This window comes from Mesorhizobium sp. M0701, assembly GCF_040320365.1.
Lineage (GTDB): Bacteria > Pseudomonadota > Alphaproteobacteria > Rhizobiales > Rhizobiaceae > Mesorhizobium.
In genome coordinates, this window is sequence record NZ_JAMYPO010000005.1 from 74227 (window position 1) to 90494 (window position 16268).

Annotated in this window: 20 protein-coding genes; 7 read left to right on the forward strand and 13 right to left on the reverse strand. The window is 60.8% G+C overall.

Annotated features, from left to right (window positions below; translation table 11 throughout):
• Positions 1-7: 7 nt before the first annotated feature.
• Positions 8-445: a hypothetical protein gene (locus tag NKI24_RS06935; RefSeq protein ID WP_352744087.1), complete on the reverse strand. Its 438-nt coding sequence runs from the start codon at positions 443-445 to the stop codon at positions 8-10.
• Between the two features lie 556 nt (positions 446-1001).
• On the opposite strand from NKI24_RS06935, the gene NKI24_RS06940 reads away from it, so the two are divergent.
• Positions 1002-1487: a hypothetical protein gene (locus NKI24_RS06940; RefSeq protein WP_352744089.1), complete on the forward strand. Its 486-nt coding sequence runs from the start codon at positions 1002-1004 to the stop codon at positions 1485-1487.
• 7 nt (positions 1488-1494) lie between these two features.
• On the opposite strand, the gene NKI24_RS06945 is transcribed toward NKI24_RS06940, so the two are convergent.
• The 6 genes from NKI24_RS06945 to NKI24_RS06970 form a co-directional block, all read right to left on the reverse strand.
• Positions 1495-3126: a terminase large subunit gene (locus tag NKI24_RS06945; RefSeq protein ID WP_352744091.1), complete on the reverse strand. Its 1632-nt coding sequence runs from the start codon at positions 3124-3126 to the stop codon at positions 1495-1497.
• Positions 3117-3566 carry an HNH endonuclease gene (locus NKI24_RS06950; protein WP_352744093.1) on the reverse strand — a complete coding sequence of 150 codons (450 nt, stop codon included), beginning with the start codon at positions 3564-3566 and terminating at the stop codon, positions 3117-3119. The genes NKI24_RS06945 and NKI24_RS06950 overlap by 10 nt, the downstream gene beginning before the upstream one ends.
• A complete protein-coding gene (locus NKI24_RS06955) occupies positions 3559-3771 on the reverse strand; it encodes a hypothetical protein (RefSeq protein WP_352744095.1) in 213 nt (70 codons plus the stop codon). The genes NKI24_RS06950 and NKI24_RS06955 overlap by 8 nt, the downstream gene beginning before the upstream one ends.
• A gap of 183 nt (positions 3772-3954) precedes the next feature.
• Positions 3955-5181 (reverse strand): AAA family ATPase, encoded by a 1227-nt coding sequence (locus NKI24_RS06960; RefSeq protein WP_352744096.1) that lies wholly within the window; start codon positions 5179-5181, stop codon positions 3955-3957.
• Complete coding sequence (locus tag NKI24_RS06965) at positions 5159-5434, reverse strand: hypothetical protein (protein WP_352744098.1); 276 nt, start codon at positions 5432-5434, stop codon at positions 5159-5161. The genes NKI24_RS06960 and NKI24_RS06965 overlap by 23 nt, the downstream gene beginning before the upstream one ends.
• A gap of 26 nt (positions 5435-5460) precedes the next feature.
• Positions 5461-5652: a helix-turn-helix transcriptional regulator gene (locus NKI24_RS06970; RefSeq protein ID WP_127397694.1), complete on the reverse strand. Its 192-nt coding sequence runs from the start codon at positions 5650-5652 to the stop codon at positions 5461-5463.
• A 195-nt stretch (positions 5653-5847) separates the two neighbouring features.
• Between NKI24_RS06970 and NKI24_RS06975 the strand changes: the two genes are divergently transcribed.
• Positions 5848-7038, forward strand: a complete 1191-nt coding sequence (locus tag NKI24_RS06975; RefSeq protein WP_352744100.1) for a tyrosine-type recombinase/integrase — start codon at positions 5848-5850, stop codon at positions 7036-7038.
• Positions 7039-7251: 213 nt separating this feature from the next.
• Here the strand turns inward: NKI24_RS06975 and NKI24_RS06980 are convergent, their stop codons facing one another.
• From NKI24_RS06980 to NKI24_RS07000, 5 genes are read right to left on the reverse strand one after another with little or no spacing between them, the layout of a single operon-like run.
• Positions 7252-7647: a hypothetical protein gene (locus NKI24_RS06980; RefSeq protein ID WP_352448787.1), complete on the reverse strand. Its 396-nt coding sequence runs from the start codon at positions 7645-7647 to the stop codon at positions 7252-7254.
• 46 nt (positions 7648-7693) lie between these two features.
• Positions 7694-8818, reverse strand: coding sequence for a DNA-processing protein DprA (gene dprA, locus NKI24_RS06985; RefSeq protein WP_352448788.1), 1125 nt, complete (start codon positions 8816-8818; stop codon positions 7694-7696).
• Positions 8815-9402 (reverse strand): glycerol-3-phosphate 1-O-acyltransferase PlsY, encoded by a 588-nt coding sequence (gene plsY / locus NKI24_RS06990; protein ID WP_352448789.1) that lies wholly within the window; start codon positions 9400-9402, stop codon positions 8815-8817. Before plsY ends, dprA begins: the two co-directional genes overlap by 4 nt.
• Before the next feature lie 58 nt (positions 9403-9460).
• Complete coding sequence (locus NKI24_RS06995) at positions 9461-10747, reverse strand: dihydroorotase (RefSeq protein ID WP_352448790.1); 1287 nt, start codon at positions 10745-10747, stop codon at positions 9461-9463.
• On the reverse strand, positions 10747-11709 hold the full coding sequence (locus tag NKI24_RS07000; protein WP_352448791.1) for an aspartate carbamoyltransferase catalytic subunit: 963 nt from the start codon (positions 11707-11709) through the stop codon (positions 10747-10749). Before NKI24_RS07000 ends, NKI24_RS06995 begins: the two co-directional genes overlap by 1 nt.
• A gap of 155 nt (positions 11710-11864) precedes the next feature.
• Here NKI24_RS07000 and NKI24_RS07005 point away from each other — a divergent pair, with 155 nt between their 5' ends.
• From NKI24_RS07005 to NKI24_RS07015, 3 genes are all read left to right on the forward strand, one after another.
• The gene (locus NKI24_RS07005) at positions 11865-13493 is read left to right on the forward strand and encodes a DNA alkylation response protein (RefSeq protein WP_352744103.1); all 1629 of its coding nucleotides are present in this window, start codon (positions 11865-11867) and stop codon (positions 13491-13493) included.
• Between the two features lie 159 nt (positions 13494-13652).
• Positions 13653-14207, forward strand: a complete 555-nt coding sequence (locus NKI24_RS07010; protein ID WP_352646491.1) for a hypothetical protein — start codon at positions 13653-13655, stop codon at positions 14205-14207.
• Positions 14207-14518 carry a DUF6105 family protein gene (locus tag NKI24_RS07015; protein ID WP_352448794.1) on the forward strand — a complete coding sequence of 104 codons (312 nt, stop codon included), beginning with the start codon at positions 14207-14209 and terminating at the stop codon, positions 14516-14518. The genes NKI24_RS07010 and NKI24_RS07015 overlap by 1 nt, the downstream gene beginning before the upstream one ends.
• Here NKI24_RS07015 and ruvX read toward each other — a convergent pair.
• Positions 14485-14970 (reverse strand): Holliday junction resolvase RuvX, encoded by a 486-nt coding sequence (gene ruvX / locus NKI24_RS07020; RefSeq protein ID WP_352448795.1) that lies wholly within the window; start codon positions 14968-14970, stop codon positions 14485-14487. The two genes, NKI24_RS07015 and ruvX, sit on opposite strands and share 34 nt — an antisense overlap.
• A 116-nt stretch (positions 14971-15086) precedes the next feature.
• Between ruvX and NKI24_RS07025 the strand changes: the two genes are divergently transcribed.
• Positions 15087-15794, forward strand: a complete 708-nt coding sequence (locus tag NKI24_RS07025; RefSeq protein WP_352744105.1) for a metal-dependent hydrolase — start codon at positions 15087-15089, stop codon at positions 15792-15794.
• Positions 15795-15818: 24 nt separating this feature from the next.
• Positions 15819-16235 carry a hypothetical protein gene (locus NKI24_RS07030; RefSeq protein ID WP_352744106.1) on the forward strand — a complete coding sequence of 139 codons (417 nt, stop codon included), beginning with the start codon at positions 15819-15821 and terminating at the stop codon, positions 16233-16235.
• The last annotated feature ends 33 nt before the right edge of the window (positions 16236-16268 follow it).

Genomic DNA, 16268 nt, shown 5'->3' on the forward strand with positions numbered 1-16268 from the left:
CGACTGGTCATGCGGCGCGGAGGTAAAGCTCCGAACACGCATCGGTTATCCGCCCGGCTATTTGGCCGATCGGAATTAGAATTTGTGATTTCTCGATAAGCAGCCGCGCCACGTCGCGATCGGCGATGATCCGGCCACTTCTGGCGCTTACCGTGCCAGCCGGCACAACAAGAATGGCGTCCGGGTCGGGCAGCGCCTGTAGGTGCTCGTAGGCAGTCGCGACGGCGGTAAGCAATACCATCCCGCTTCGCTCAAGTTCGCGCGCTACCGCAAGCACGGCGATGTCCTTCATGGAGAACCATCGCCTGCCGCCACGCTTGCCAGCGAACAGGCATTCCGCGCCATCTTTCAGGCGATGAATCATCACGTCCAGATTGCCGCGCCGAATACCGGCCAGGCGAGCCGCTTCTTCTACCGTGAAGCAGCGTTCTTCAAAGGCCGGCATGTTGCTGGCTCCTTTCGATTGTAAGATTGATTTTTGGGCAAACTAAAAGCCGCCCCGAGGGGACGGCTGGAATGAGGAGGGAGATTGCTCTACCTATCTATAGGCGCGGGAGGGGAATGTGGTGCGCACCAGGACGCTTTCCGTACCCTTCCCAACGTACTCCGAAGAACTTTGCGAAAAGGGACGCTTCCCCTTTTTCATATACACCATGAGAAGGGCGGAAAGCGGCGTACCCTCACAATACTGTAAGCTCAAACGGGAAAGCGGCACTACCCCTCATATATATACGTGATAACTCGACACAGACGATTTTCCTGTGTTAAAGCAAAAGCTTACTCGCTATAGTTAATGCGATAGCGCAAGAAATTATCACGAAATCGCACTTTTGTTACAGCGGTGTAACAATTCGTTACCAAAAAGTGTGTCATATTTGCAACGGTATGTACCGATAGCGCAGAAAAACAACGCGGAAGCCGAAGCCGCCGCGTGGCCTATGATGGTTGCGCCGACTCTGACAAGCATGTCAAACTGACCGCTTCAACGGGGGAGTTTCGGAATGTCCGGCTACAAAGAACACCTTGAGAAGCAGTTGGCCGCTAAAGCTGATGCCGAAAATAAAGCCAAAGCCGATGCTATTCAGAAGAAAGAGCGTCAGGCGGCGAGCTTGGTGGATGGAAAGGCATGGCTTGAGCAGACAATTCTCCCTGAATTACAAGAAGCAAAATCGGACTTGGACGGTCACATCAGAATCGACTTCAGCAATCAAGTCACGCAGAGGCAACTCAAATCAGGAATGGTGAATGAGGTCACTTTCACTGTTAACCCATGGGAGAGCAGGGGAGGATTTCGCTCGCACATCTTCGCAATCTGCACGGGGGAAGACGAGAACGCGTGGATAGAAGCAAGGCAGCCCTCTGAAGATGGTTGGGGTGATGCATATAAGGTCGTCGGCACGGATCAGGCGGATAGCTTCCATAAAATTAAGGCAGCGGATTTTCAGAAATACCTCAAGGGTAGAATCGACAGCGTCTTGTCCCGCTAATTCGCCTTTAGGCTGCCAAATCCATCAAGCACGCCGGCAGGCTTTCCGGCTCGTGCCGCGACGCAACGCTTAGTCCCATGGCGAGCGCCACGAGTCCATCGATACGGCCCGCCGCTTTTGCTTTGTCCAGCTTCCTGCCGCCCGCCGCGTCTTTCGTAATGACGGCATTTGCCGCGCACATTTGCAGCACCGGATTGCCGCCATGCCGCAACTTGCCTTCCGCCACAGCCCGCTCGAGAACGTCGACCGCAGGCGACATGTCGCGGAAGCCCTGCCCATGGGGAACGAGGTTCATTTCCATGCCGATCGCGGCAAGCTCGCGCTTCAAATCCTCGATGCGCCAGCGGTCATACGCCACGGCATGGATGTCGAAACGGGCCGCGTCTTCGGCCATGGCTTCGGCAATAAAGCCGGGGTCGATTGTCTTGCCGGGTAGCAAGGTCAGGAAGTCCTGTTTTGCCCATAGGTCATACGGAACGCGGTCGGCTTCCGACTTGTCGCCAATGCCGCTTTCCGGGAGGAAGAACCGCGGCAACACGTCAAACGTCCCGTCGTCATTCGGGAACACCAAGAGCCAGCAAGAAAGGTCGCGTGCCGCGCTCAAATCCAAACCGCCAAACGCCGTCCGCCCCTTCAGCGCCTCGATATCGACCGGGCCGTTGCAAGCCCGCCATTCTGCCGCCGCAATAAACCGGACGTGCGCCGCAACGCGCATGTTCAGGATGAGATTGCGGAAGGCGTTTTCTTTGGACGGCACGCGCTGCGCTTGTGCGGCTTGCCGTTCCACATCGGGCAGGGAACGGAAATCGCCCAAAGCCGGATTCGCGAGCTTCCAAGTTTCGAGCGACCAAGGGTCAGCACCTTCCGGCGCGGCATACAAGGTCAGGTGAAACGTCGGATCCTGAACTTCGCCGGCATTCACCTTCAGGCCGTAATCGATAAGCTCGCTCATAGGCGCGTGGTCGCTCGCCGCCTGCGTCGAGATGACAACCATCAGCGGATTGTCGCGTGCCCCCATGGCGGTATCCAGCGCCTCGAATAGATCGCGCTTCGTCGCCTGGCCTAGCTCGTCATAGACGATGAACGATGGCGACAAGCCGTGCTTGGTCGTGGCGTCTGCGGAAAGGGCCTTGTAGAGCGAACCGGCGCCTTGACCGGATAGCACCTCAATTTCCTTTCGGAATCTCACGACGTTGCAGCGTGCATCAAGCTCCCGGTGCGCATTCAGGATGGCGACGATCTCGGAGAAGACCCGGCCGGATTGCGAGACGTCGTTGGCGGCCGAATAGCACTCGCCGCGCGGCTCGGCCTCAGGGCCGGCGAGGTGGCAGAGTGCAAGCGGCACAATCAAGCCGGTCTTGCCGTTCTTTCTGCCCATAGACAGCACTGCTGTCCGCACAGGACGGTTGCCGTCCGCATCCTCGCGATACACCTCCAGAATGAAGTCCTTTTGCCATTGGCGAAGCTTCATTTTCGTGCCGGCGAGCTTGCCTTGCGTGATAGGCATGTCCTCGCAGAACGCGATGACGCGCTCGGCCCGTGACAGCCCTTTTTTCTCCCATGGAAGGCGTTTGCGGAGGTTATCATTTGCGGCTTCGCGGGCCGCTTTCGGCTTTGCGCCGATGCCCCTCAGACCCATATTTTTGTTTCCTCACATGAAAGTAAGTACTTGTTCTTGGGGGACGCCGGTCTCGGCCGATCGATCGGCCGTCCTGCGAAGCCCCGGGGTTCGTGGGGATGGGCCACAGGCAGGGCAGGGCGGGCCGCTGGTGCGGTCCAGCCTTCCGGGTCTAGCGGGTTGCCTTCCGCATCGAAGCCCTTCAGCGCCCGCCTAAAGCCCGACGCGTTGGGATGGTCGACGGCGTTGGTCTTGGCATTGTGGCACGGCTCGCACATCGCCATCAAACCAGTAAGCGGAGGGAATGCATCGCCACCCTTAGCAATGGCAACCACGTGGTCGACGGCATGGGCCAGCGTGACGACTTCCCGGCGCAAGCACGCCTCGCAAAGGGGCTGGTCGGACAGCTTGGCAGCGCGCAACCGCTGCCAAGCCGCTGTGTTGTACGGCCAGCTAGCCATCAGAGCGCGTCACAGCATCAGCGACGTCGACAGTCAGCACACCGTCTTCATCCTCAGTGAGGATCAGGAACTTGCCGTAGCCTGCAACACTCTCGGGTGGCATGACGCCAACGACGGTACACGGCAGCCAATGCTCACCGCCGCCCATCTGGCGCACGGCGTACACGGCTTCGAAAGGCTGCATAGAAATTGCGTTGGTGCTCATGATTGAATGCTTTCATTGGTTCTCTCCTCTGGATTTCGTTTAGGTTGGCAAGCGACAGCCGGTCTTCCAACCGGCGTCGGTCGCTTCCAACCGATGCGGGGTTATAGGGGTATATTCACACACATCGATTGGAAGGGGTTGGAAGGCGATTGGAAGCCAATTGGAAGGGCGATTGGAAATCGCTTAGTTGATCGCCAGTCGGCTGCGCATACGGGATGCCGAGCCTTCCGTGATCATCTTGATACGGCCCGCGTCGAACATGCGCGCCATTGCGTCAACAAGCTGCCTCTTAGACGTGCCCTTGGCGTCAGGATGACCGGCAATTTTCGACGGTGCGTAGGTCGGACCCGTATTTGCACTGACGTTCACGCCCTGCTCTGCAAATTTGGCGAGGACAGCCATGAAGACATCATCGGCTCTCTTATTCAGCAGCCCTGCCACTGGTGATGGCTTGCCGTCGTCCAACGCAAAAGCGCCGTCCTGCCAGCGCACTTTAATCTCCGAGCCGGTCTTGCCATAGTTCGCCTTCTTCGTCGTGAGAATGCGCATGTCCTCGTCGTCAGTGCCCTTCGTCAGATAGAGCCTCGAACGCACGGAGTTGTTCCATGCCGTCGAGCCTGACGAGCCCGTGCCGCTTTGCATGCCCTGAATGGATGGATGCGAAAGCAGTAGCACTGACATGTCCAATTGAATGGCAGGCTTACGAAGCATCGCGATGAACTGCCTGACGTGGTTGCGTTTGATCTCATCTCCGCCAAAAAGGTCTGCGGACGTATCCAACACCAAAAAGCCAGGGCGGAACTCGGCCAGTCTTTCGACCAGTTTGCCCATGTTGTCGGTTGGCTGCATGACGCCAGCCTTATCGGGCACGGCTAGCAAAGCGTCGCGGTCAGCCATCGGGATAAGCCGAAAATCGGACAGGTCGCTCATCTGGCGGTGATGCTGATACGTGATATCGGCCAGCCGCCTATGGAACTCGTCCGCCTCGTCTTCCGCGCCGAGGTACATGACACGGCCCGCCATTGGCTGCATGCCGATCGTCTGGCATCCCATGGCGCTAGCCGCACTGATTTGCAACGCGAGCAGTGACTTCCCGACGCCGCCATCGCCGTTAAGGATGGTCACCTGCCGCTTAGGGATGAGCCCGCCGAGGAACCATTCGCGTGTCGGCACGGGCAGGCCGTGCCAGTCTGCCGGATTGATGAATGGCAGACCGTTATCGTTCGCCGCGACAGGCTCGTCTTGGTGCGGATTTAGGAAGGCCGCGATAACGCGCTTATCGCCTGCCGTGTCGAATTGGATGCGATATTTCGGCCGATCCCGATCGTCTATGATCGTTCCGACGCCGAAGGTGCGATGCGCAACGCGATCACTTTCGTTGAAATGTTTAGGCTGCTGCTGCGCGGTCATTATTGATTTCATCCTTAAAGATCATTGTCGCACGCTCGATGATTTCCTGCCTCAGTGTGGGTGCCAGGCTCATGGACGGCGCGTCGTATACGGTCGGCGGGGCGTGTAGCAGCAGTCTCCCAAATGGGGACTCGACTAGGGTTAGGTCGTAAAGCGTGACGTCCGGTGTGATCTGCAAATTGAATCGTCCGATGCCTCTGAATCCGGCCGCATTCGCCGGCTTGTTGACAGGCCGCGCGTTGAAAATGTGCATCGTGGTTTTCCTATTGAGGTTGGTGGTTATGCTGCCGCGGCTTCTTTTTCCGCCAGCCAGGCAGTCAGTGAGGAACGACGAGCTGAAACCGTTCCGCCAAGTTTGAAACTTGGAAGCAGGCCGTCGTAGACGAGGCGATAAGCCTGCCGTCTGGTGATGCCGAGAAATCGCGCTATAGCGTCGGCACCCATAAGCAGGTCTGGATTGTTGTCGTTCATATGATCCCTCCGTTGTGGTCGGGCGAAATTGCCCTTCCGCACTATAGATATTGGGCTGGAGAGAATTAGCCGGTGCTAAAGTAATGTTATGCCATTGATTTCAAACGATAACAAAAATTACGGGCATTACCTTGTTCTTCCCCATGTTCCACGATATTACCATGCGCCATAACATCAGTATGTCAGAGGCGAATCATGGCAACGATCACGAAGCGCAAATGGAAGACCGGCAAGGGTGAGCAACGCGAAGCCTGGGTGCTCGCCTATACCGACAAGAAAGGCGAACGGCATAAGGAGCAGTTCGCCAAGAAACGCGAAGCCGAAGCCAAGCGGGTGGATGTCGAAGGTCAGATCAGCAAGGGCGCATTCCGCGCGGAAGCGAGGACCAAGACCGTCAAGGACGCGATCGACTCCTATATCAAGCATCTCGAGAAGCGGCACGGGCGAGGCGAATGCACTACGATGTATCTGCGCAATACCAGCGGTCAGCTTCGTACTCACGTCGAGCCCGAACTCGGCAGCACCAAGCTCTCCGAACTCACCACTCGCTCAGTCAATGAACTTGTGGACAAGTTGCGGGAGGCCGAAGTTGGCATCCCAACCATCCGCCGTGTCGTCGGTGCGCTTTCCCGCGCTCTGGCTCATGCCGTTGGCGAGGACTGGGTGGCTACGAATGCCGCCAAAGGTGTTCGTGTGACGGCAAAGCGCGGGGAGGGCAGCGAGAAGGTCGTGCCGCCATCCAAAGCCGATCTTGCCGCCGTGCTTAAAGCCGCGAGGACATGGGAGCCAGAGGCGCCCAAAGGCTTCGGGCCAGAGGCGGATGCAAAGTTCAAGACGCGTGCGGCTGAGTTGAACGACCTTGAACTACGCATCAAATTCGCAGCGTCGACCGGATTGCGGGCTAGCGAACAGTGGGCATTGCGTTGGCGTCACTTGGATCTCAAGAAGCGCACCGTCACGGTAGAAGAGCGGGTCGACGCCTTCGGGGATTTCGACACCACAAAGTCAGACGCCGGTAAGCGTACCGTTCCATTGAGTAAGACGCTGACCGATGACCTCGCTGCACGTCGCAAGAAAACGAAGGCTGGCGACGATGATTTCGTGTTTCCCGATTCATCAGGGAGCTTCACTCGCCACACCAATTTCGACAAGCGCCGTTGGGGGCCACTCATCGCGAAGGCCGAGGTCAAAGATATCGGCTGGCACGCTCTTCGCCACTTTGCGGTTTCGACATGGATTGAGGCAGGGCTACAGCCAAAAGCGGTACAGACGCTGGCCGGTCATGCGACGTACTCGATTACGATGAACCGCTACGGACACTTATTTCCAAGCGAGACCCATTCTGATGCGATGGACAGGATTGCGGACCAACTTTACGCGAATTAACGAGCCTTGCCGCGTGTTCCATGGCGCACAAATGGCGCATGTAACGCGCAACGCCTTATTTTCTGCTGATTTACTACGGCCTTTTAATCAGTAGGTCATGGGTTCGAATCCCATCGCGCTCACCAAAATCAAGATTGTCCAACCCGGAGACATAGGTAACAGATTGTACCTAAGACATGGGTGACAACCTCGTGCCGAACGCATGCAGTGGCTTTAGCCGCCCGCCCCATCGTCCATCATTGTGCCGGTGAGTGCCTCGTAGGCTCTGCTGCACAGCTGTGAATGCGGACAATCCTTCACGGTAAGCACTGGCACCACGGTGAGAACTGCTGCGGCAAGGATTTGCAGGCAAAGACCGACGGCGCTTACCTTTCTGCCGAACACGCCGGCCAGGAAAAAGTAGAGACCCTGGGCCATGCAGGCTGCGGTCAGAATGCCCAGAAGCGTGCTGGTCGCTCTTGCGAAGGGCGTTATGTAGCCATCAGGAAAACCCAGCATGCCGAGATCGGCGGACCATTGCAGCGCCAGCATGACGCTCAGCGCTGACCAGACGAGGGCCGTCGTACGAGTGAACAGCGTCTGCTTTGGTTTGTTGCTCGGATCGGCCATCGGGATCACGTCGGGATTGCTTGCCGTGACATGCGCAAGCTCTCGGTCAGATCAGTGAGACGTTGCCGCCGGGATGGCGTTCGAGACGTCCGGCGAGGTCGAGCTCCAGCAGCACCATGAACACTTGAGCGGGATGCAGGCCGGTGTGGCGGATGATCTCGTCTACCGCCACTGGCGTCGGGCCGAGCGCCTCGGCGACGCGGTCGCGGTCGTCCTCGCGCGGCGGCGGCGTTGCCGAAAAGTCGGGCGGCTCCTCAAGCGGCGATGTCCTTGGGGCCCAGGCGCCGACCAGCGGGGCGATCGCACTGGTGATATCGGCGGCCTCGGTGACAAGGGTTGCGCCGTCCTTGAGCAGGCCATTGGCGCCGGCAGCGCGCGGATCGAGCGGCGAACCGGGAACGGCAAAGACCAGCCGGCCCATCTCGCCGGCAAGCCGGGCGCTGATCAGTGAGCCGGAGCGCTGTGCGGCCTCGACCACCACCAGCCCTAATGCAGCACCCGCGACAAGCCGGTTGCGGCGCGGGAAATCCTGCGCGCGCGGCTGCCAGCCAAACGGCATTTCGGAGATGATGGCGCCGCCGCGCTCGGCAATCTCGTCGCACAGGCCGGCATTTTCGGGCGGATAGGGCAAATCGAGGCCGCCGGCGAGCACGCCGATTGTGCCAGTCGCAAGGCTGCCCTGGTGCGCGGCCGTATCGATGCCGCGCGCCAGGCCGGAGACGATGCCATAGCCGTCGCGGCCGAGATCCGCCGCCAGCATCCGCGCCATCTTGATGCCGGCCAGCGATGCGTTGCGAGCGCCGACGATGGCGACCGCTGGCAAGCGGAACACCGCGCTATTGCCCCTGACCGCGAGCAGCGGCGGCGGATGATCCATGCTTTTCATCAGCGGCGGATAATCCGCTTCGCCGATGCCGACGAAGCGGGCGCCAGCCCGCCGGGCGGTCTCCAACTCCGCCTCGGTCTCGGCAACGGACGGGATGCGGACGATTTTTTTGGCGCCACCCGAAATCATCAGCTCGGGCAGCATCGATAGCGCTGCTTCGGCCGAACCGAACCGGTTGATCAGGTCGCGAAAGGAAGCCGGGCCGACATTCGGCGTGCGGATCAGACGAAGCCAGCTCAGCCGTTGTCGGTCGCTGAGGCGCGGCCCAGCGTCGGGCTCGCTCACTCCTTGGCCCCGATCTTACCCTCGGTGCCGGCAAGCAGCCGCGCAATGTTGCCGCGGTGCTTTACAATGACGATTAGGCTCATCGCCGCGAAAAGCCCGGCAATCTGCGGCGTGCTCAGGAAATACAGTGCCATGGGCACCACGACTGCTGCCGTCAGCGCGGCGAGCGAGGAGTAGCGGAACAGGAAAGCCACCGCCAGCCAGACGACGGCGAAGATCAGCGCCGCCTGCCAGGCAAGGCCGATCAGCACGCCAAGGTAAGTGGCGACACCCTTGCCCCCCTTGAAGCCGAGCCAGACCGGAAAGAGATGACCTAAAAACGCGCCGAAGCCGGCCCAAAGTCCGAGCTCGGGCGCAAAGCGGCCTGCGATCAGCACCGCCGCGGTGCCTTTAAGGGCGTCGAGCAGAAGCGTGGCCGCGGCCAAGCTCTTGTTGCCGGTGCGCAGCACATTGGTGGCGCCGATGTTGCCGGAGCCGATGTTGCGCACGTCGCCGAGGCCGGCGGCACGGGTGATCAGCAGGCCAAACGGGATCGAGCCGAGAAGATAGCCGAACACCAATGCCAAGACGGGACTGTAAGCCATTGTTCCCCCGAACTTTCCTTGGCTGAGCGGATTTTAAGCCGTGACGCCTGTTTTCGTCCTAGGCCGAAAACACTGTGCGGCCCGCCACCATTGTTTGCAAGACCTTGCCTTGCAGTCGCGCGCCTTCGAAACAGGTGTTTTTCGAGCGTGAGCGGATGCCGCTCTCGCTGACGACCCATGGCTCGTCCAGATCGACGAGCGAAAGGTCGGCCAATGCCCCCGGTTTCAGCGTGCCGCCGGGCAGGCCGAACAATCTTGCCGGCGCGGTCGACAGTGTCTCGACCAGGCGGAGCAGCGTCACGTCGCCATTGTGATAGAGCCGCAGCGCTGCGCCTAGCAGCGTTTCCAGGCCGATGGCGCCGGCCGCGGCATCGGCAAAGGGAAGGCGCTTGGTGTCGACGTCCTGCGGGTCGTGCGAGGAGACGATGAGATCGATGGTGCCGTCCTTGATCGCTTCGATCATCGCCAGCCGGTCTTCCTCCGCGCGCAGCGGCGGCGTCAGCCGGAAGAAGGTGCGGTACTCGCCGACATCATTCTCGTTGAGCGACAGATTGTGGATCGACACGCCTGAGGTGACGTTGGCGCCATCGGCTTTTGCGCGCGCTACCGCGTTTGCCGCCATAGCCGTCGAAATCTTGGCAGCGTGATAGGCGCCGCCGGTCAGCCGAGCCAGCGCGAGATCGCGCTCCAGGGGGATCGATTCGGCTTCGCGCGGAATGCCGGCAAGGCCAAGCCAGCTTGCGTAAAGGCCTTCGTTCATCACGCCGGCCGAAGCGAGGTCGGCGTCTTGGGTTTCATGCGCGATGACGCCACCGAAATCGCGCGCATAGGTCAGCGCGCGGCGCATCACCAGCGCGCTGGCAATAGAATGCCGGCCATCGGTGAAGGCGACCGCGCCGGCCTCGCGCAGCAGGCCGAATTCGGTCATCTCGCGGCCTTCCAGCCCCTTGGTGATCGCTGCTGCCGGCAAGATGTTGACGATTGCGGTGTCCTTGGCGGTGCGCAGCACGAACTCGACCAGTGCGACATTGTCGATCACCGGGTCGGTATCGGGCATCATGACGATTGAGGTGACGCCGCCGGCCGCCGCAGCGATGCTCGCCGAAGCAATGGTCTCCCGGTGTTCGCCGCCGGGTTCGCCGATGAAGACGCGCGCGTCGATCAATCCGGGGATGATAGTCTTGCCGGCGCAGTCGATGATGGTGGCGCCGTCGGGCGCGCCCTGGTTCAAGGCCGCCTTGCCGGCGGCAACGATTTTGCGGCCTTCGACGATGACGGTGCCGACCTCATCGACGCCGCGCGACGGGTCGACGATGTGGGCCCGGCGGAAGACCGTTATGCTCATCAGGCGCGGCCCTCGTGATTTCGACGGGGGTCGAGCAGCGCTTCCATAACCGCCATGCGCACGGCGACGCCCATCTCAACCTGTTCCTGGATAACGCTTTGCGGGCCGTCGGCGATCTCGGAGGCGATCTCGACGCCGCGGTTCATCGGGCCGGGATGCATGACCAGCGCACCGTCCTTGGCCGCCTTCAGCTTCTCCGCGTCGAGGCCGAAATAGCGGAAATATTCGCGCACCGACGGTACGAAAGCGCCTTCCATGCGTTCGCGCTGCAGGCGCAGCATCATCACCACGTCGGCGTCCTTCAGACCCTCGGCCATGGAACGGGTGACGATGACGCCCATCTTCTCGATGCCGGCGGGCAAAAGCGTCGAAGGGGCGACGACCCTGACCTGGGCACCAAGCGCGTTGAGCAGGATGATGTTGGAGCGGGCCACGCGCGAATGCAGGATGTCCCCGCAGATCGCCACGATCAGCTTCGACAACGGACCCTTGACGCGGCGGATGGTTAGTGCGTCGAGCAGCGCCTGGGTAGGGTGCTCATGGGCGCCGTCGCCGGCATTGACCACCGAACAGCCGACTTTTTGGGCAAGAAGTGCTGCCGCGCCGGCCGATTGATGGCGGATGATCAATATGTCGGGACGCATGGCATTCAGCGTCATCGCCGTATCGATCAGCGTCTCGCCCTTTTTCACCGACGAACTCGCTACGGACATGTTCATGACGTCGGCGCCGAGCCGTTTGCCGGCCAGCTCGAATGACGATTGCGTACGGGTCGAGGCTTCGTAGAAGAGATTGATCTGGGTGCGGCCGCGCAGCGTGGATGTCTTCTTGTCCGACTGCCGCGAGATGGCAACGGCCCTGTCCGCCCGGTCGAGCAGAAGCTCGATGTCGGCAGGGGAAAGATCGCGGATGCCCAGAAGATGGCGGTGGGGATAAAGCGGCAGGGACGATGCGTCGGTCATCTCAAGTCGCTGCTATAGGGGGGAGGCTCCGCGGCTGCAAGCACCGGCTTGGGATTGGATTGGTTCTCCCCGGTATTTTCGTCGCGCGCCGCTGGCCATAGGCTATAAACCGCCTTGGCTTTGGATTCGCAGCCTTCAGGTGATAAGGACGAAGCGTGACTGACGACGTGACCAACCAGCCGCCGCCGCTGGCCGGCGGTAACGCCTGGCGGGGCGATCCGTTGCTGATCCAGCTTGCCGAGCGCTTTTCCGATCCGGTGCGCAAGGACCTCGACGGGCTTGGCCGTTTCGTTCTGACCCATGAGGCGCAGGAACTGGCCCGTCTTGCCAATGTCGAGATGCCGAAGCTCAGGACCCATGACCGCCAGGGCCGGCGCATCGACCAGGTCGAGTTCCATCCCGCCTATCACGCGCTCATGCGCCGCTCTGTTGCCAACGGGCTGCATTCGTCGGTCTGGGAGAATGGCGACGCCGAGATCGGCCGCCGCCACCAGGTGCGCGCTGCACGCTTTTACCTCACGGCTGAGCTCGAGACCGGGCATCTCTGCCCGATCACCATGACCAGCGCTTCGCTGGCAGCGCTGATGGCCAGCCCGAAGCTGTTTCGCGAATGGGCGCCTCGGGTGACGACGCGCAAATACGATCAAAGCCAAAAGCCTCCGGTCGAAAAAGCCGGGCTGACGCTCGGCATGGGCATGACCGAGAAGCAAGGCGGCACTGATGTCCGTGCCAACGTCACCAGGGCCGAGCGCGCGGGCAGCGGGTTTTATCGCCTGACCGGCCACAAATGGTTCATGTCGGCGCCGATGTCGGATGCCTTCCTGGTGCTCGGACAGGTGCCGGAGGGACTGTCGTGCTTTCTCGTTCCCCGCCTGCTCGGCGACGGATCCGGCAACGGCTTCCGTTTTCAACGGCTGAAGGACAAGCTCGGCAACCGATCCAATGCCTCGTCGGAGGTGGAATTCGTCAATACCATCGGCGAGATGGTCGGCGAGCCCGGCGCGGGCGTGAAGACGATCATGGACATGGTGACCCTGACGCGGCTCGACTGTGCCGTCGCCTCATCGGCGATCATGCGGGCCGGACTGGCCGAGGCCGTCCACCACACGCGCCACCGCAAGGTGTTTGGAACCAATCTGATCGAGCAGCCGCTGATGGAGCGTGTGCTGGCCGATATGGCGCTCGACGTTGCCGCCGCTACCGCGCTGTCGTTCCGGCTGGCGCGCTCCTTCGACGAGGCGGCCGGCGACCGCGGCGAGGCGGCCTTCGCCCGCGCCATGACGCCGGTCGTCAAATACTGGGTCTGCAAGATTGCGCCGCCGCTGCTCTATGAAGCGATGGAGTGCCTCGGCGGCAATGGCTATGTCGAGGAGGGGCCGCTCGCCCGCTACTATCGCGAAGCTCCGGTCAACGCGATCTGGGAGGGATCCGGCAACGTCATGGCGCTCGACGTGCTACGTGTGCTGGGGCGTGCACCCGGCCTGTTCGATGACGTGCTGGCCGGCATCGACCGCGATCTCGGCGCCGGCGGACGCGGCACCGTCGGCGTGCTCAAGGCGGCAATGCAGGTCGCTGCAACCGACGAGGGCTCGGCGCGGCTCTTGACCGAGCAATTGGCATTGTCGGCAGCGGCAGCAGAGCTTCGCAGGCTGGGGGCAGGGCGGATCGCCGACGCCTTCGTCGAAACGCGCCTCGCCGGCCAGTGGCGCAATACCTATGGCATGATCGATTCCCGCCATGATGCGCGCATGATCATCGATACGCTCTACCCGCCGATCAACTAAGGGCCGTCGCCCAATTCGCTGCCGCTCTCGCGACCCTGTGGATGGCCGTTAACCTTAACGAATGGTTTCCATTGCGGCGGCCGGTGGCAAAGCCCAGTGTTATGGTTAAGGCAAGGATTGTTCAGCTTGAGCGGCTTTGCCCTGCGAAGCAGGAGCGTCATGCGGCATATTCTGAGCTCTTTTCTGGCATTGCATTGGGCGGCCGTTTTCGCCCTGCTGGCGTTCATTTGCATCGACGGGAATCGAGGCGTGGCGACGGCCCTTGGCGTACTGGGCGTTCCCGTCCAGAACACTCGATTTGCCGATCTCGAAAACGCCGTCGTCGTGGCGCCGCTCGCCGTGGCACTGCTTGTCGTCGCGGTGCTGTTCTGCTGGGCCTTTGTTGAAGCACTGACCAGCGACACGACCAACCCGGATCCCGCCGACAGCGTCATGCGAATCGCCTTCATTTCCGCCTTGGGCGTGCTGTCGCTGATCGTCATCGGCGGCGCCGCGCAAGGCATCAATGGGCTGTTCATGATTGTCGCGGTGCAATTGGCGGCACTTCTGGCGTCCTATGTCGCGATGCTCGCGGAGCGGCGGTCGACCGTTGCCGCGGCAGTTCCAGGGACCGGCGAAATCCGAGCGGCCGCGCATGTCATGGCCAAGGCAGCGGCGCATAATTCCTCGCTTGCCCGCATTTCCGGCCGGCTGGATTCGAGGGATGACCGCTGATGCGCACCTTGTTCGCGCTGTGGGCGGCTCCGCTCCTCTTGTTTTGGGGCTGGTTCTTTCTGTCGCTCAACGACATCAATTTCGGCTATGTCATCCTGAGCCGCCAATTACACGATCTCGTCTTCCAGCTCTATGGACAGATGCTCGGCGTTGATCCGGCGCTTATTCCGGGCATGGTGGCGAAAGCTTGCGTGTTCGATGGGCTGCTGCTGGTGGCGTTCTGGGCATTTCGCCGCCGCAAGGCGATTGGTGGCTGGATCACGGCGATGCGCAACCGCTATTTCGACCAGGCATCGACGCCGAGCGCCTGAAGCCGGTCGAGAACACCTTGGAGGATAAAAGCGGCCGCCGCAGAATCGATCTTGCCGGCGCGTTTCTTGCGGGAAAAATCCATCTCGATCAGCGTCCGCTCGGCCGCCACCGTCGACAGCCGTTCGTCCCAAAAGAGGAAGGGCAGATCGGTCAATCCAGCCATGTTGCGCACGAAAGCGCGGGATTTTTGGGCGCGCGGGCCTTCGGAGCCGTCCATGTTGATGGGGAGGCCGATCACCACGGCGCCGGCATTTTCCTTCTGTAGCAGAGCGAGCAGCACTGCGGCATCGAGCGAGAATTTCCTGCGCATGATGACAGGGCGCGGGTGGGCGAACGACAAGCCGCGGTCGGAAACCGCCATGCCGATTGTCTTGTCGCCGAGGTCGAGACCGGCCAGGGTCTTGCCGCCGCCGAGCCGGGCCGGCAACTCCTCGATGGTGATGATGCCCAACGGCTTTTCCTTTGACCGCGACGCCGCACGTCCTATACGCGCAAAGCGTGCGTGGCACTTTAATTTCGCCGTCGGCGTTCTATCCTCTACCGAAGCAAAAATCGAGGAAAGCATTGATGAAACTGACCTGGTACGGACATTCGGCATTCCGAATTGAAATCGAAGGCGCGAAAATCCTCATCGACCCCTATCTGGTCGGCAATCCATCATGGACGGGCGGCTGGGAAGGGCCGGCCGAAGGGATCACGCACGTGTTGCTCACCCATGGCCACAGCGACCACATCAGCGGCGCCATCGAAGTGCTCAAGAAGAGCGGCGCGATGCTGGTCGCCAATTTCGAGATTTGCATGTACCTGGTCGGCAAGGGCGTCGGTGACAAGCAGATCAATCCCGGCAATATCGGCGGCACCGTCGATTGCGGCGGCTTCACCACCACCTTCGTTCAGGCTCTGCATTCATCGTCCTTTCCGGGCGAGGGTGGCCAGAATACCTATCTCGGCAATCCGGGTGGGCTCGTCCTGCACTTTCCCGAGGACAAGACGCTTTATCATATGGGCGACACCGACATTTTTTCCGACATGGCGCTGATCAACGAGTTGCACGAACCGAAGATCGGCATCGTGCCGATCGGCGACCGCTTCACCATGGGTGGCGCGGTAGCAGCCCTTGCCTGCCAGCGTTTCTTCAAGTTCGAGACGGTCGTTCCCGCTCACTTCGGCACATTTCCGATGATCGATCAGACCGCCGACAAATTCGTGGCCGGGCTGGATGAATCGGGTGTGAAAGTTGCGTTGCCGAAGATCGGCGAGACGATTACGCTGTAAAGAAAGCCGGTCCGGAACGATACGATGCGCTTGAGAAATTCTCTTTGCATTTCCATGCTGGTTGCCGCGTCGCCGACGCTGGCCGCGGAAAATTTCATCGAGGGCGTCTATCTGCAATCGGAGGACCTCTGCGCGCAGGCCAAAAAGGATACGCTGCAGATGGTGATCGAGGGCGGCAATATCGTGCTGTCGGCAAATGGCCTGGAAAGCATCGAATATAATTGTGAATTCCTGCAGATCACCAAAGCGACACGCTCACCAAGCTGGGCGGTGACCGCCATATGCCAGGAGCCGGGCTACGTCTTTCCCGATGTTCTCTCACTGACACAGATGAGCCCGAAGCAGATCGACCTGGTATCGGTTCGGCCTGCCGCCGACGAAGGCGAGCAGAGCGGCAACGGCGGCAGTTATTTCCTCTGCGACGGCGTGGCGATGCCATAGGGCAGTTGAAGGCACGATGCATGTTGCGCGGCA

What these genes read in the sequence shown, in the direction of transcription:
- NKI24_RS06935 (WP_352744087.1), bottom strand. Translation starts at nt 445, where the DNA reads ATGCCGGCCTTTGAAGAACGCTGCTTCACGGTAGAAGAAGCGGCTCGC.
- NKI24_RS06940 (WP_352744089.1), top strand. Translation starts at nt 1,002, where the DNA reads ATGTCCGGCTACAAAGAACACCTTGAGAAGCAGTTGGCCGCTAAAGCT.
- NKI24_RS06945 (WP_352744091.1), bottom strand. Translation starts at nt 3,126, where the DNA reads ATGGGTCTGAGGGGCATCGGCGCAAAGCCGAAAGCGGCCCGCGAAGCC.
- NKI24_RS06950 (WP_352744093.1), bottom strand. Translation starts at nt 3,566, where the DNA reads ATGGCTAGCTGGCCGTACAACACAGCGGCTTGGCAGCGGTTGCGCGCT.
- NKI24_RS06955 (WP_352744095.1), bottom strand. Translation starts at nt 3,771, where the DNA reads ATGAGCACCAACGCAATTTCTATGCAGCCTTTCGAAGCCGTGTACGCC.
- NKI24_RS06960 (WP_352744096.1), bottom strand. Translation starts at nt 5,181, where the DNA reads ATGACCGCGCAGCAGCAGCCTAAACATTTCAACGAAAGTGATCGCGTT.
- NKI24_RS06965 (WP_352744098.1), bottom strand. Translation starts at nt 5,434, where the DNA reads ATGCACATTTTCAACGCGCGGCCTGTCAACAAGCCGGCGAATGCGGCC.
- NKI24_RS06970 (WP_127397694.1), bottom strand. Translation starts at nt 5,652, where the DNA reads ATGAACGACAACAATCCAGACCTGCTTATGGGTGCCGACGCTATAGCG.
- NKI24_RS06975 (WP_352744100.1), top strand. Translation starts at nt 5,848, where the DNA reads ATGGCAACGATCACGAAGCGCAAATGGAAGACCGGCAAGGGTGAGCAA.
- NKI24_RS06980 (WP_352448787.1), bottom strand. Translation starts at nt 7,647, where the DNA reads ATGGCCGATCCGAGCAACAAACCAAAGCAGACGCTGTTCACTCGTACG.
- plsY (WP_352448789.1), bottom strand. Translation starts at nt 9,402, where the DNA reads ATGGCTTACAGTCCCGTCTTGGCATTGGTGTTCGGCTATCTTCTCGGC.
- NKI24_RS06995 (WP_352448790.1), bottom strand. Translation starts at nt 10,747, where the DNA reads ATGAGCATAACGGTCTTCCGCCGGGCCCACATCGTCGACCCGTCGCGC.
- NKI24_RS07000 (WP_352448791.1), bottom strand. Translation starts at nt 11,709, where the DNA reads ATGACCGACGCATCGTCCCTGCCGCTTTATCCCCACCGCCATCTTCTG.
- NKI24_RS07010 (WP_352646491.1), top strand. Translation starts at nt 13,653, where the DNA reads ATGCGGCATATTCTGAGCTCTTTTCTGGCATTGCATTGGGCGGCCGTT.
- NKI24_RS07015 (WP_352448794.1), top strand. Translation starts at nt 14,207, where the DNA reads ATGCGCACCTTGTTCGCGCTGTGGGCGGCTCCGCTCCTCTTGTTTTGG.
- NKI24_RS07025 (WP_352744105.1), top strand. Translation starts at nt 15,087, where the DNA reads ATGAAACTGACCTGGTACGGACATTCGGCATTCCGAATTGAAATCGAA.
- NKI24_RS07030 (WP_352744106.1), top strand. Translation starts at nt 15,819, where the DNA reads ATGCGCTTGAGAAATTCTCTTTGCATTTCCATGCTGGTTGCCGCGTCG.